The sequence below is a fragment of the Streptomyces spiroverticillatus genome (genome assembly GCA_014650415.1).
GTDB classification, from domain to species: domain Bacteria; phylum Actinomycetota; class Actinomycetes; order Streptomycetales; family Streptomycetaceae; genus Streptomyces; species Streptomyces spiroverticillatus.
On record BMUX01000012.1, the window covers coordinates 222,624 to 236,559 of the forward strand.

At 71.7% G+C, this 13,936-nt stretch carries 10 protein-coding genes; 4 read left to right on the forward strand and 6 right to left on the reverse strand.

Translation table 11 applies throughout. From position 1 onward, the window contains the following. Positions 1–27 precede the first annotated feature (27 nt). The 4 genes from IE269_RS28870 to IE269_RS28885 all read right to left on the reverse strand — a co-directional run bounded on the left by IE269_RS28870 (position 28) and on the right by IE269_RS28885 (position 2,932). A complete protein-coding gene (locus IE269_RS28870) occupies positions 28–771 on the reverse strand; it encodes a protein phosphatase 2C domain-containing protein (protein ID WP_189826110.1) in 744 nt (247 codons plus the stop codon). A 41-nt stretch (positions 772–812) separates the two neighbouring features. Next, positions 813–1,658, reverse strand: coding sequence for a vWA domain-containing protein (locus IE269_RS28875; RefSeq protein ID WP_189826111.1), 846 nt, complete (start codon positions 1,656–1,658; stop codon positions 813–815). 363 nt (positions 1,659–2,021) lie between these two features. Next, entirely contained in the window at positions 2,022–2,588 is a 567-nt protein-coding gene (locus IE269_RS28880; RefSeq protein WP_189826112.1) for a hypothetical protein, read from the reverse strand. Between the two features lie 14 nt (positions 2,589–2,602). After that, a complete protein-coding gene (locus IE269_RS28885; RefSeq protein ID WP_189826113.1) occupies positions 2,603–2,932 on the reverse strand; it encodes a hypothetical protein in 330 nt (109 codons plus the stop codon). A 156-nt stretch (positions 2,933–3,088) separates the two neighbouring features. On the opposite strand from IE269_RS28885, the gene IE269_RS28890 reads away from it, so the two are divergent. The 4 genes from IE269_RS28890 to IE269_RS28905 all read left to right on the forward strand — a co-directional run bounded on the left by IE269_RS28890 (position 3,089) and on the right by IE269_RS28905 (position 10,858). Further along, positions 3,089–6,760 (forward strand): CHAT domain-containing protein, encoded by a 3,672-nt coding sequence (locus IE269_RS28890; RefSeq protein WP_189826114.1) that lies wholly within the window; start codon positions 3,089–3,091, stop codon positions 6,758–6,760. Then, on the forward strand, positions 6,761–8,725 hold the full coding sequence (locus IE269_RS28895) for a caspase family protein (protein ID WP_189826115.1): 1,965 nt from the start codon (positions 6,761–6,763) through the stop codon (positions 8,723–8,725). It begins immediately after the preceding gene. A gap of 73 nt (positions 8,726–8,798) precedes the next feature. Then, on the forward strand, positions 8,799–9,530 hold the full coding sequence (locus IE269_RS28900) for a Crp/Fnr family transcriptional regulator (protein WP_189826116.1): 732 nt from the start codon (positions 8,799–8,801) through the stop codon (positions 9,528–9,530). Between the two features lie 32 nt (positions 9,531–9,562). After that, entirely contained in the window at positions 9,563–10,858 is a 1,296-nt protein-coding gene (locus tag IE269_RS28905; RefSeq protein ID WP_189826117.1) for a hypothetical protein, read from the forward strand. A gap of 46 nt (positions 10,859–10,904) precedes the next feature. Here IE269_RS28905 and adh read toward each other — a convergent pair whose 3' ends face one another. Next, positions 10,905–12,428 carry an aldehyde dehydrogenase gene (adh, locus tag IE269_RS28910; protein WP_189826118.1) on the reverse strand — a complete coding sequence of 508 codons (1,524 nt, stop codon included), beginning with the start codon at positions 12,426–12,428 and terminating at the stop codon, positions 10,905–10,907. A 55-nt stretch (positions 12,429–12,483) separates the two neighbouring features. Next, positions 12,484–13,851 (reverse strand): helix-turn-helix domain-containing protein, encoded by a 1,368-nt coding sequence (locus tag IE269_RS28915; protein ID WP_189826119.1) that lies wholly within the window; start codon positions 13,849–13,851, stop codon positions 12,484–12,486. Positions 13,852–13,936 lie beyond the last annotated feature (85 nt).

Below are 13,936 nucleotides of genomic sequence, written 5' to 3' on the forward strand. Positions count from 1 at the left end.
GGTCTCCGCTTGCGGCCGTACGGTGATTCAGGCGGTCACCGCCGCCCGGCAGCGCACCAGCGTGACGTCGTCCTGCTCCAGCTCCCCCCGCGCCCACAGCGCGCACACGGTGTTCTCCAGCTCGTCGGGTACGACACGGCTGAGGAAACGCCACACGTCACCCCCGTGGGGCGCGCGGCCCAGCGCCCACTTGGCCAGGGCGTCCGTCATGAGCAGGAGGACATCCCCCGGCCCGCAGGAGCCACGCGTGGTGCGCAGTTCCGTCAAGGAGTTCTCCCACTCCGGGCCGGAGGTCGGGACCAAGTCGGGCACGGAGCCGAACTGATCGGCCGAGTCCAGCGGAAAGGCCTCCACCACCATCTCGTCCCGCAGTGCGAACAGACAGGTGTCGCCCACGGCCACCGCCCGCCACCAGACACTGTTCGCGCCCGGCGGCGCCGGATCGACCACGATGCCGAGCAGGGTGGCGAAGCTGCCCCGGGCGGCGGCGTCCCGCACGTAGGGCGGCGCGTCGTCGGGGATCTCCAGCGAGGCCGTCCACTCCCGCCCCGCCGCGGCGGCCCAGGCACGCACGGTGGCGTCGGTGAGCTCGGACGGCGGTTCGGCAACGAAGGTCTGCACCAGGCACCGTGCCCACTCCCGCGAACCCAGCGCGCGCGAGGCACCGTCGGAGAGGGCGATCCGTCCCCGGCCGAGGTCGAACGCCGCGGCGTCCTCGCTCGGCTCGGCGGGAGACTTGGCCAGCCCCATCACCTCTACGTCGAAGCCCACGTGAGGTCCGTGCCCTGCGCCCGGTGCCCGTGCGGGGACGCTCACCCTGCCCGTACCCGGCCGGTCGTCGCCGTTCCGATGCGCATGAAGTCGATCAGCTCCGGGACGTCGGCGTTGTAGACGAAGCCGCGTGCGCCAGGGAGGATCTGCTTCTCGTAGCCTGCTTCCTCCACCAGGCTCATGGGCAGTTCACTCGACATCTCGAACAGAAGCCGGCTGTTCTCGTCGGAGTGCGAGGGCGGCGTGGTGGGGAAGTACACCGTTTCCTGGTTCTGCGCCGAGAGATGCAGATTGAAGAGGAGCACGTTGCCGTCGGCGGTGCCCAGCTTCCGCAGCTGGGCCGCGGCCCTGCGGGGGTCGCCGTCGGTGGAGATGCCGTCCGTGATGTGCAGCACGATCGGCGGAAACGAATCCCGGTGGGCCGAGACCCAGCCCTTGAGCAGCTGCCGTGCCTGCCGCAGCGCGGCACACATGGGGGTCGACCCCTGCCACACGGGGTCCAGCCACACCATGGTCCGACGGCTCACCAGCCGGTACCGCCCGTTCTCGTCGGCCGCGAGCTTCTCGCGGGTGACCACGCGCGCGTACGAGGGAAGCGACGAACTGGGCACCAACCCCTGGGACTTGCCGTCCCCCACGAGCGGAGCGACCCCGTCGGGACCGCCGTAGCCGATCACCCCGACGTCGAAGTAGTGCCGGGGATCCTCCCGCACGTTCTTCGTGCACTCGATCAGGACGGCGTACAGCACGTCGTTGGTGGTCTCGCTCAGCACCTGTGCCTTGGGTATGTCCGAACCGCCGATCGGTTCGTGCATGGACCACGACTGGTCCACCAGGAACAGGAAGCAGCCGGGCCGTCCCCGATCGATCCGTTGTTGGTAGGTCACCGCGGTGCCCCCGTCCTCAGGTTGCCGCCGGCTCCGGCGATCCCGTGTTCGCACCCGCAAGAGAGCCAAGTCCCCGGGCCGCTCACCGGCGCCCTCGGGAGGCACCAGCATGGCATGCGCCGGTGCCCCGCCCAAGACGAATGCCAGGACTGCCTGCCGACTTCGAAGCGTAGTAACAGAGTCTGGCGGCCCCGGACTTGGACGGGACGCAGGACCTGCTGTCCGTCCCACCGGCCACCCCGGGCGGTGGTGCCGTGGCGCCCCGGATGTTCCGTGCCGCGGGCCCCCTACCCGTCGCACGTCCGGGGACGCCAGGCTTCACCATGGTTCGGGTGGTTCCTTCGTGCGTGCGTGCGTGCGTGCTCAGCGCTGCGCGCCGACGGCCCGGCACCCGTGGACGAGACGCCCGCGCTGCTGCCGCACCTGTTCCAGGGAGTCCCTGAGGGAGTCGAGCTGGCCCGTCACGAGGATCCGTTCCGCGGGAGTCGTCCAGCCCGGCCGCCGCCAGGATTCCCGGAGCGTGCGCCAGACGTCCTCGTCCTGGATCGTCGCGATGAGCCGGAGGATCGCCTCGACCTTCGCGTCCAAGACCTCCGCCTCCTCCGTCACCTTCCCCTCCCGGTCGTCGGGGACGAGCTTCTGGGCGGCCACGTCCACCCTGAGGCGGACCCGCGGGTCGACCGCCTCCTGGAGCGCGGCCTCGTCGACCACGAGGCAGTCGATGGCCGCTCCGGCCTCCGCCGGATGCCGTTTCCGCAGGGATTCCTCGAAGAAGGACATCTCCTCGTCGATGCGCTGGTCGTCGAGGGACTCCGTGGCGGCCGCCATCAGCTTGTGCACATGGACGATGTCGCCCGAGTCCCTGTCGTAGTACACGCGGATCTGCAGCACCCGCAGATCTTCGCCCGGTCCACCCGGCTGTTGTGTCATGAGGTCCTCACTCCTCAGTCCCACGGGGACAGTTTGGCGACGGCGTAGGCGTACTCATTGATCACGCGCACTGTGAAGGTGGCCGACAGACAGTTCGCGATCCACTGCGAGCTCAGCGCCCCGTCCGGTTCGGGCGAGAGGCCGACGAGGATCTGGTCGGAGCTGGGCTGGTAGCGGACCGCGGAGATCCAGGCGTAGGCGGCTCCGCTGCCCGACACCCGTGACAGTTCGGTCTCGGCGAAGGCCCACCCCCTGCTGCCCGCCCTGGCGATGGTCAACGAGATCTCGTGTCGACCGCCGCTGATCGCCCACAGGCCGCCGCTGTACACATTGCTGATCGGCATCCTTCCCCCTCTTCGTCCGGCGTTTTCCGACCGCCGGCGGTGTTCCCGACGGACCTGAAGCGTGCCGCTGACGTACCGACAACAACTCGGTCGTACTGCGGGTTTGGCGAATGCGGTTTCCGGTATTCAGGATGTGCACCAGGAAAAGGGGAAGCCATGGTCGTGCCCAGTCACGGAGCAGGCAGCGGACGCCGTGCCGACAACGACAAGGACCACCCCGCGCCGGACGAGACGGCGCAAAGACTCACCGCACTGCTGCTCATCGAGCAGCGGGCCGTCGATCCGGGTACGGTGCCGACTCCGCAGTCGAACGGGCCCGGGGGCGCGTCGCCTGCCAGGTGGCTCGGCCCCGCGGCGGCGCTGGCGGCAGGTGAACCCCGGCGTGCACTGGCCCTGTTGAACGGGCTCGGGCCGGATGCGGGGCCGGCGCCCTCCCGGGGGCACGAGGAAGACCCGCTCGCGCGTGCCCTGGAGGCCGCAGCCTCGGCGATGGACGTCAACTGGCAGCCCGGTTGCTCTCTCGTACCCCTGCGTCCGGAAGCGCTCGCCGCCCATCGTGGTGTCGAGGAGTCCCTCACCTCCCTCCCGGACGACCGGCTGCGTCTGTGCGCGCACCTCGCGGGACAGCACATCCCCGTCCTGCTCTCCGCCCGGACGACGCTCGGACACGTCCTGCGCGTGGCAGCGGCCCGGGAGCAGTCCGCACGGTACGGGGTGCTGCCGCCCCACGGATCGGACGAGGACCTGCCGCAGGCACGGCGCGCAGCGCTGCACTGGTTCGACGAGCTGTACGAGAAGGTCGCCGCATCGGGCCACCGCGATGCCGCGGCGTGTCATCGGCTGCTCGCCGCAGACCTCCGGGTCCGGGCGGGCCACAGGCCGGGCGCTGAGCTCCTGCTGGACCAGAGCCTGCGGTACGCCACCGCCACCGCCAGCCCGGCCACGGCAGGCCTGGCGGCCCTCCTCACCGGCGACTGGTGGCTGGGTGCGCCCGGTGCGGCGGAGCAGTGCACTGCCGTGGCCGAGGCGCCCCCACGGCGCGCACTGGCCCGTGCCGCCCATCAGTACACGCAGGCTGAATCGCTGTACCGGCAGGCGGGATCCCGGCGCGGCCAGGCTGCAGCGCTGCTGCGGCTCGCCCACGTACAGCGTCTGAACAACGACGCCGCCGCCTGCCGCGCCACCGTCGACCGTGCTCATGAACTGGCCGTCGCGGCGGGCGACGGGGCATGCGTCGCGCTGCTGCGCGTCCACCGGATGCTCGATGGGATCGCGGCGGGCGAGGACGAGAGCGGCGAGGGCCCGGAGCAGGTCGTGCACTGGGCGCAGACCGTCGGCAGCGCGTCGTGGCTGCGCGGACTGCGCGAACTGGTGCTGCAACGCTCGGAGTTCTGGAGCGACCAAGGCGAAGTCGTCCTCAGCAGCCGCGCTTCACAACTGGCCCGACGGCTCTCCCCGCAAGAAGACGGAACCGCTTCCGGCGGTGCGGCAGCGGACAACCCCGCCGTTACGTCCGAAACGGCGCCCTTGCTGCGCGCCCGTCACCGGCTCTCCGGCATCGTCCTCACCGACCTGGAACTGCAGGACCGACTGGCCCGCCTGCGGAACACGTCCCGGCAGGGCCGGGAGCCCGGCCTGGCCGACTCCCTCGGTGTCATCCAGTGTGCGGAGGTCTTCCACCAGCAGGCGTGCGCCCTGCGCGACCCGGACATGATGGCCGCCTCCCGCTCGCGCATCGAGCTCGCGATCGGCGTGGGCACGAAGCTGACGATCGCTGCCGAAGAGCTGCATGCCCTCCTCGGCATGCTCCGCGCCGACCTCGTCTCCTGCACGGCCCAGGAGACCTTCTTCCGGTCCCGCCGGGCCCGTTCGGCCGGACTGGAGCAAGAGGCAGAGCAGCTCGCGCGGCAAGCTCTGGCGCAGGCCGACTCGATCCCCGACGAGGTCCTGCGGGCAGTCCTGCGCTGCGCGACCCTCGCCGACCTGCGGGAAGGGAAGGCCGCCGAAGCGGAGGCACAGGCGGTCGAGCCGCACCTGTCCGCGATCCAGGCGGCCGGACTCTGGCTACGACTGCGCCACCCCGACCGCGCGGCGGAACACGCTCGTACGATCGGCCGACGCGGCCCGGACCCGGACCATCCCTGGGAGCTGCCCGCGATCAGGGCCGAACTCGCCCTGGCCCGAGGTGCCCACGACGAGGCCGTGCACCAGGCACACCAGGGCCTTGAGGCCTACCAGGCCCATTCCGTACGTCTCGCCAGGGACGCCTTGCGGGCCTCCTTCGCCGACGACCCGGTGGTGGCCGGTCTCCACCACGCGGCAGTGCTCTCCTCCCTCGCCAGGGGCGGGGACTCCGCCGCAGCCGACTCCTTCGCCGCAGCCGAGCGTGGACGCGTCGGCTTCCTGGGGACCGTGGGAGCCCGGGATGCCGCAGGCAGTGACGCTGCGGCCCAGGAGACCGTGACGAACTGGCTCGCGGCCGAGACACGCTGGTCGGCCGAGTACGAGGAACAGGCGGCAGCCCTCCGCAGCGAGACGGCAAAGGGCCCGGCCGCCGGGCCGCACAGCGCTCCCCGACAGGCCCGTATCGACGAGGTGGGAAGGGCACTGAACACCGCCGAGGCGGAAGTCCGCAGGAAGGTGCCCGCAGCGCTGGGTGCCTCCGTCACCGGGTCCCTGCCGGACGCGGCCGCGGTGGCCGAGGCACTGCCTCCCGGCGTGCTGCTCCTCTCGTACCACCTCTACGACGACGACCTGATCGGGTGGGCGATGACGCACGGAACGCTCCGTGCCGAGCGCCTCAACTGCTGGCAGCACCGCGTGGTGGCCGCCGCGAGGCGCTTTCGCGACTGGTGCGCCACGGGTGGCCGCAGGGGCGCGGAGCAGGACGGCAGGTGGCTGAGCGAGGTGCTGCTGCGGCCTGCCGCCGCCCAACTGGCCAACCACCACAAGGTGATCGTCGTCCCTCCCGCCTCGCTCTCCCTGCTGCCCTTCCACGCACTGCCCTGGGACGGCGACGTACTCGCCGCCACCCATGACGTCTCCTACCTTCCTTCGGCCACCCTCCTGGCCCGCAACCGGAACCGGCCCCCGGACCGGCCCTGGGCGGAACTCTCCGCCCTCCTGGTGGGCGACCCCGCGAGCGACCCGAGTCACGGCCTCGCGGAGCTGCCGGGCACGGCGGCGGAAGCGGTGGAGATCGCCCGGCTGCTGCCCCGCCACCGCCTGCTCACAGGAGCCGCAGCACACCGCGGCGCCCTCCTCGCAGCGGCACCGGGCTGCTCGGTGCTGCATCTGGCCACCCACGGCTTCGTCGACGAACTGGCCCCGAACCGCAGCAGGTTGAAGCTCGCCGGTCATGACTTCCTCGGCCTGGCAGACCTGCTGGTCGCGGCGCACGCCCCGCAACTGCTGATGCTGTCGGCCTGCGACACCGGGCGCGGCACCGCCACGGCGGGCGGCGACGTCCTGGGGCTCACCAGGGCCGCGCTGATCACCGGGGCACGCCATGCCGTGGTCTCCCTCTGGCCGGTGAGCGACAGCACCGGATGCCTCGTGATCACCAGGACGTACCGGCAGCTCGTCCACGCCGGCACGATCTCCGTCGGTACGGCACTGGCCCGTGCCCAGCGCGAGGTACGCGAGCTCTCCGGGCCCGAGCGGCGGCAGGAATTCCGGGCCCTGGCGGAGCACGCCGGTGTCCGTCCGGGGCCGGCCCGGCGAGACCGGAGCTGGGAAGCGGCCAGGGACAGCGAGCCGCTCGCCCAGGTGCATGCCGAGGACCGGCACCCGTACCACTGGGCGCCCTTCATCCACGTGGGGGTTTGAGTGACATCACGAGCGCTGCTGATCGGCGCCCAGACCTACGGCCTGACCGGAGTGCACCGGGACGTGCACCTCATGCGGACAGTGCTGAGGGAGCACGGCTTCACGGACGTACGGACCCGCACGGAGGACCAGGCCGACTACGCGGGCATCAAGGAGGGCCTGGACCTCCTCGACGCTGCCACACAGCAGGACGACCCCGTGGTCGTCTATTACTCGGGGCACGGCGCCCTCCTCGGCCGGCTGCAGTACCTGGTGCCCGTCGACATGGAGTCCAGCACCCCGACGGACTTCCGCGGACTCCTCGCGGAGGAACTCACCGCCGCCGTCCGACGGCTCGCCCTCAAGACCACCAACATCACCGTGATCCTGGACTGCTGCCACTCCGCAGGGACAGTCCGGGAAGGGGCGCAGACCCCGGCGCGCCGGACACTGAAATCCGTCGGACTGCCCCGTGTCGCACACGACGCAGCGCTCGTCCGGGCGTCCGGACTCACCGTCCCCGGCGACCCTCTGGTTCCCGGTGTCGTACGCCTGGTGGCCTGCCAGCAGCACGATTTTGCGTACGAGGCCGAACTGCGCCCGGGATCGGGCCGCCAGGGGGTGTTCACGGCGGCCCTGGCGGACCTCCTCGCCCAGCGGCACAGCGCACGGGTGCCGTGGTCGGTGCTGATGTCCCGGATCCGCGACCGCATCGCCCAGCAGCAGATACGCCAGTGGCCCGACGCCGGGGGACCCTGGGGGCGGCTGCCCTTCACCACGGAGGAGCCGGCCGAGCCCGAGCGGCTGCCGCTGACGCGCAGGGACGGCCGGTTCCTCGTACCCGGCGGTGCCGTGTTCGGCCTCGGGGAGTGCGACACCGTCAGCATGGTCCTCCCCGGTGGCGACCCGGGCGAGACGACGGAGGCCGAACCAGGGCCTTTGGCAGCGGAGATCCGTGTCCCGGCGACGGTGTACGGGCTGAGTGCGGGCGACGCCCTGCTCAGCCCCCGGCCGGAGGAGGCCACCTGCGACCGGACGGACGTCGACCGCCCACCGGTCACGGCGGGCGAACTGCGCACCGCCCTGCTGCCGCCGGGCTCCTACGCGTTGCCGGTACGGGTCCACGACCGCAGGCGCGTGGCCGTCGACGCCGAGGGCCCCTTCGCGGACGCACTGCGCGAAGGGATCGCACGCTGCCCACGGCTGACCTGCACCGAAGAGGAACGGGAGGTGTTCGCCACCGTCCGGGTCCGCGACGGAAGGTACGAAGTACGGAACCCGGAGGGCCGGCCCTGGCGGGCACCGTCGCCGGTGAACCCGGCCGACCCGTCCCCGACGATCACCCTGCTGGAGGAATTGGCCCGAGGAGACCGCGTGCGGCAGTTGCGCACCCCCGAGGGATCGGCCCTGCTGCACTCCGTACCGGAGATCCTCGTCGAGCGGGAGCACGCGACCGGCGACGGCGCCAGGCGACCGCTCGCCCCGGAGGGGGAGTTCCTGTACGACGGCGACCGCTACTGGGTGACCGTGACGAACACCTCCGACGCACCGCTCCACTTCTGGGTCGTCGGTGTGGGACTGAGCGGCCGCACCGCCCTGATCACCAACGACCAACCGAGCGGCTACCGGCTCGAACCCCGGGACGCCGAACACGGCAGCAGCCGTACAACCCCCGGGGTGAAGGTGTACTGGCCGTCCGACGTACCCGAGCAGGGACCGTGCCGGGAGACCATCCACGTCCTCGTCGGCGACCGGCAGATGGACCTCGGCGGGCTGGCCTCGCGCACGGACTTCGAGCGCTCCGTGCGCGCGGGGGACTCCGCCCTGGAGGCGCTGCTCACGGAGGTCTGGGACGGCGTCCGGGACCAACAGCCCGTGGCGGGGGACGAGTTCCACTACCGGGTACGGACCGTGCACGCGCAGGCGGTGCCACCCTCGTCGGCACGCGGCCGGTCAACTACCCAGGGAAGAAAGGGTGGTTGGTGACACGCCGGTGGATATGCTGACAAGTACGCGAGTGCCGGAGAGGTACGCAGAGGCCCGTGCGGGAGGTGCTGTCGTGCCGTCACACAGGTCCACCACGGGGCCGGAATCCGCCGCCCGCTGGCCGCACGGCACCTTCCTGGCCGAGCTCTCCGTCTCCCCGGCGGCCACGAAGTCCCTGCTCTGCCTGGGGACACCGCACACGTACGACCAGGGGGAGATCCTGCTCGCCGAAGGGCGGGTCGAGACCTTCGTACTGCTGCTGATGAGCGGCGTCACCAAGGTCACCGCCCTCATGGAGAACGGGGACACCGCCCTCCTCGCCGTACGCCTCGGCGGTGACCTGGTGGGGGAGTTCGCGGCGTTCGACGACAGACCGAGATCCGCCACGGTCACCGCCGCGGGCAAGGTCGTCGCACGGCGCATCGGACAGCGGGACTTCCTCGGCTGCCTCGACGGGCACCCCGCCGCCGCGATGGCCGTCAGCCGCATGCTCGTGCGCAAGAACCGCTGGTCGGTGCGGCGCAGGGCCGACTTCGGCGGCAGCCCGGTGGCCATCCGGGTGGCCCGGGTCCTGGTCGACCTCGTCGAGGACTACGGACAGCCGCGACGCGGCGGTGCGCTGACCGGGCCGCGCCTCACCCAGGCCGAGGTCGCGGGACTGGTGGGTGCGAGGGAGCGGAGGGTGCACCACGTGCTAGGCGAACTCGCGGAACGGGGAGTCATCGAGGTCGGCTACAGCCGGGTGACCGTCCTGTCGCTGAACGAACTGCGGGATGCCGCACGACTGTGGGAACCGGGCGGCTGACGGACCGGAAGCTGGAAGGGGAAGCCAGGATCATGACTGCCGCAGACTCGGAGGACACCGCCTTCCCGGACGTACTGGCCGCTGTGGACCTGCTCGCCGTCGACGGAGCGGTGCCCAAGGGGGGCGAGGCCCCGGCCGACAGGCTGGGCGGCGCCTCGCTGGGACGCCCACTCGCGTACTCCCTCTCCCATACGGCCACGGACGCGCACCACGACGTACTCCTCTGCTTCCCCTTCGACCTGGAGGAGCCGGCGGAGGCTCTCGGCTACCAGGAGGCCACCCTCACCGTCCGGTTCGAGGACGAGGCGTACGCACGGTCCCTGTACCCGGCAGCGGCCACGACCACGGCTGACGGCGCGGAGATCTCCGCGTTCGGGCTCGGCCAGAACCGGCTGCGCTGGACCTTCCGGGCCCCCGGTCGCGGCGGAATCCTCCGGCCCGACGGCCGCTGGGCCCAGACCGTCGTACGCCTCCCGGCCACCTCGGACGCCGTCTCCGGGCAACTGGACCTGAGCGTGGTGACCGTGCAGCCGGTGCTCGGCGGTCTCCTGCGGCGCCGCGAAGCACAGGCGGTGACCGGGACGCGATTTTGGATCCCGGCCGAGGACGCCTGGCGGTCGACGACCGGAATCACCGAGGACGGCATGCTGCCGGGCACCTGGGCGCTGGCACGCCACGAGGACGACGAAGCCGACGAGACCGCCGGGGAGCCGGCGCGCGAAGAGCTGCCACCGGGGCTCCGCAGGCTGTGCCTCGCCGTGGACATAGAGAAGTACAGCGCGCGCGACACCGCGGACATGATCCGCCTGCAACGCGTGCTGCTGCACACACTGCGGACGGCCTGCCGACGTGCCGGTGTGGACTGGCACCGTTGCGGACGGCAGGCCCAGGGCGACGGCTACCTCCTGGTCCTGGAACCGGGCATCGACGAATCCCGGGTCGTACCCGCCCTGCTGGCAGGCCTGGCCGGCGCACTGGCCGAGGCGAACGCGCACGCGGCCACCGAGGACGTACGCATGCGCGCGGGCCTGCACCAGGGCATCGTCCACGAAGCGGACAGCGGGTACGCGGGCAACGCGGTGATCCTCCTCTTCCGTGTCCTCGACTCCGACGCCGTCCGCCGGACCCTCGCCGAGACCGGCTCCACCCACCTGGTGGCCGCCTTCTCGGACGCGCTCTACCACGACCTCGTCGCCCACGGGTACGCAGGACTGTCCGCCCAGGGCTTCCAGCGCGTCGAGATCGAGATCAAGGCCAAGAACTTCACCGGCGTGGCGTGGATCCGCGCGGTACGGCCACCGCGGAATCACCAAGAGGCGCACGGATGAGGTTGCCCGGAGCGCAACGCGCCGTCCGGGCAACCGAGGCGAAGCTCTAGAAGAACCCGAGCTTCTTGGGGCTGTAGGAAACCAGAAGGTTCTTCGTCTGCTGGTAGTGGTCCAGCATCATCTTGTGCGTCTCGCGGCCGATGCCGGACTGCTTGTAGCCGCCGAAGGCGGCGTGTGCCGGGTAGGCGTGGTAGCAGTTGGTCCAGACGCGGCCCGCCTGGATGGTGCGGCCCGCCCGGTAGGCGGTGTTCATGTCGCGGGTCCACACGCCCGCCCCGAGCCCGTACAGGGTGTCGTTGGCGGTCTTCATCGCGTCGTCGAAGTCGGTGAAGGAGGTGACGGCGACGACCGGGCCGAAGATCTCCTCCTGGAAGACCCGCATCCGGTTGTCGCCCTCGAAGATGGTGGGCTGCACGTAGTAGCCGCCCTCCAACTCGCCGCCGTGCTCGATGCGCTGACCGCCCGTCAGGATTTTTGCGCCCTCCTGCTGGCCGATGTCCAGGTAGGACAGGATCTTCTGGAGCTGGTCGTTGGAGGCCTGCGCCCCGATCATCGTGTCCGTGTCCAGGGGGTGGCCCGGCTTGATGAGTTCGGTGCGGGCGATGGCGGCTTCGAGGAACTCGCTGTAGTGCCCGCGCTGGATGAGTGCACGCGAGGGACAGGTGCACACCTCGCCCTGGTTGAGGGCGAACATGGTGAACCCTTCGAGCGCCTTGTCGCGGAAGTCGTCGTCCGCGCTCCAGACGTCGTCGAAGAAGATGTTCGGGCTCTTCCCGCCGAGTTCCAGGGTGACCGGCTTGATGTTCTCCGAGGCGTACTGCATGATCAGCCGCCCCGTCGTGGTCTCTCCGGTGAACGCGATCTTCGCGACCCGCGGGCTGGACGCGAGAGGCTTGCCCGCCTCCACGCCGAAGCCGTTGACGATGTTCACCACGCCCGGCGGCAGCAGGTCGGCGATCAGGCTCATCCAGTAGTGGATGGAGGCGGGCGTCTGCTCGGCGGGCTTGAGGACGACGGCGTTTCCTGCCGCCAGCGCCGGCGCCAGTTTCCAGGTCGCCATCAGGATGGGGAAGTTCCACGGGATGATCTGGCCGACGACGCCCAGCGGCTCGTGGAAGTGGTACGCGACCGTTTCGTCGTCCAGCTCGCTGAGAGAGCCCTCCTGGCCGCGCAGGGCGCCCGCGAAGTACCGGAAGTGGTCGATGGCCAGGGGGATGTCGGCGGCCAGGGTCTCGCGGACCGGCTTGCCGTTCTCCCAGCTCTCCGCGACCGCCAGCTCCTCCAGGTGCGCCTCCATCCGGTCGGCGATCTTCAGGAGTACGTTCGCGCGCTCGCCGGGTGCGGTGCGTCCCCAGCCGGGGGCCGCGGCGTGCGCGGCGTCCAGGGCGAGTTCGACGTCCTCGGCGGTGCCGCGTGCCACCGCGGTGAAGGGGAGACCGTTCACCGGGCTCGGGTTCTCGAAGTAGCCGCCGCGCACCGGGGCGACGTACTCGCCGCCGATCCAGTGGTCGTAGCGGCTCTGGTACGACATGATCGCGCCGTCGCTGCCGGGGGCGGAGTATCGGGTCATGGCACGGCCTCCTTCGGGCGGTGCCGCCCGCCGTTGGACGGCACCGGCAGGGACGCTAGGCGGGCGGACGTTGCAACACCGTTGCAGGGGGCGTCGCGGACGCCGGCGCCGGTGATGGGTTCGCGCGCACCGGCGCCGGTGATGGCGTCCCGTGCACCGGCGCCGGTGCACGCAGTTCGGCCTCCAGTGCGCGTACGCGTGCGTGCACAGAAGGGTGCTGCCGTACGGAGGTCACCTCCGCCAGCGCCTGCCACACCGCCACGTCGTCCTCGCCCCACGGGCTGTGCACCCAGTCCGACAGCAGCCCCGGGTCCGCCCGCGCCACCAGCGCCGCCCGCAACTCGCCCTCCAGCCTGCCGCGCAGCCGTACGACGGCGGGGGCCTGCGACCCCGGCAGCAGCGGGCCCGCGTACGCGCCCATCGCGGCGGCCACCGCACCGGAGCCCAGCCGCCGGGCCACCACGGTGAAGTCCGCCTCCACCGGCACCGTCAGCCGGTAGGGGCGCGAGCACAGCAGGTCGGGTCCCAAGAGTCGCCGCAGCCGGGAGAGTTCCGCGCGCAGCGTCACCGGTGTCACCGACTCGTCCTCGTACAACTCGCACAGCAGCCGGTCGCCGGACAGCCCCTCGGGGTGGCGGGAGAGCAGCACCAGGATCTCGCTGTGCCGCCTGCTCAGGCGCACCTTGGAGCCGCCCGCCACCAGCAGTGCTTCGTCCCGCCCGAGGGCGTACAGCAGCGCGGTGTCGTCGTCCGCGCGCGGGGCGGGCCCGGACAGTGCCAGATGCGATTCGGCTGCCCGTGCCACCGCCTGCACGAACGCCAGGCTGTGCGGGTGGGCGAGGCTGTCGCCGCCGGTGATGTCGACGGCGCCCAGCAGCCGCCCGGTGTACGGGTCGTGCAGCGGGGCCGCCGCGCAGGTCCACGGGTGCACGGGCCGCAGGAAGTGCTCCGCCGCGAACACCTGCACAGGGCGGTCCAGCGCGAGCGCCGTCCCCGGTGCGTTCGTGCCCACCGACGACTCCGCCCACCGGGCACCCGGTACGAAGTTCATCCGCCCCGCCCGCCGCAGCGACCGCGCGTCGCCCTCCACCCACAACATCCGCCCGAACGCGTCGCACACGGCGACCAGGTGCTCCCCGTCGTGGGCGTACGCACCCATCAGTTCCCGGAACAGCGGCATCGCCCGCGCCAGGGGGTGGCTGTCGCGGTACGCGTCCAGGTCGTCGTTCGCCAGCTCCACGGGCGCGGTGCCGTCGGGGCTCACCCGGGCCCGTGCGGAACGCCGCCAGGAAGCGGCCACCACCGGGCGCACCGGGCGCTCCACCCGGCCCGCCGAGGTGAACGTCTCGTGCGCCCGGCGCAGCAGGCCGAGCCGCTCATCGGGATCGGCGCCCGGTTCCAGAGCCACCCAAGCGTCGGTCAACTCGTCCTCCCCGGCGAAGACTTCGGACGGCAGCGGGCCCCTCGGGCACCGAAAGCCCCATCGTCGTCCCGCCGGGGGAGGGCGG

Coding starts and splice junctions, on each gene's coding strand:
- IE269_RS28880 (WP_189826112.1), bottom strand. CDS start 2,588: ATGACACAACAGCCGGGTGGACCGGGCGAAGATCTGCGGGTGCTGCAG.
- IE269_RS28885 (WP_189826113.1), bottom strand. CDS start 2,932: ATGCCGATCAGCAATGTGTACAGCGGCGGCCTGTGGGCGATCAGCGGC.
- IE269_RS28890 (WP_189826114.1), top strand. CDS start 3,089: ATGGTCGTGCCCAGTCACGGAGCAGGCAGCGGACGCCGTGCCGACAAC.
- IE269_RS28905 (WP_189826117.1), top strand. CDS start 9,563: ATGACTGCCGCAGACTCGGAGGACACCGCCTTCCCGGACGTACTGGCC.
- adh (WP_189826118.1), bottom strand. CDS start 12,428: ATGACCCGATACTCCGCCCCCGGCAGCGACGGCGCGATCATGTCGTAC.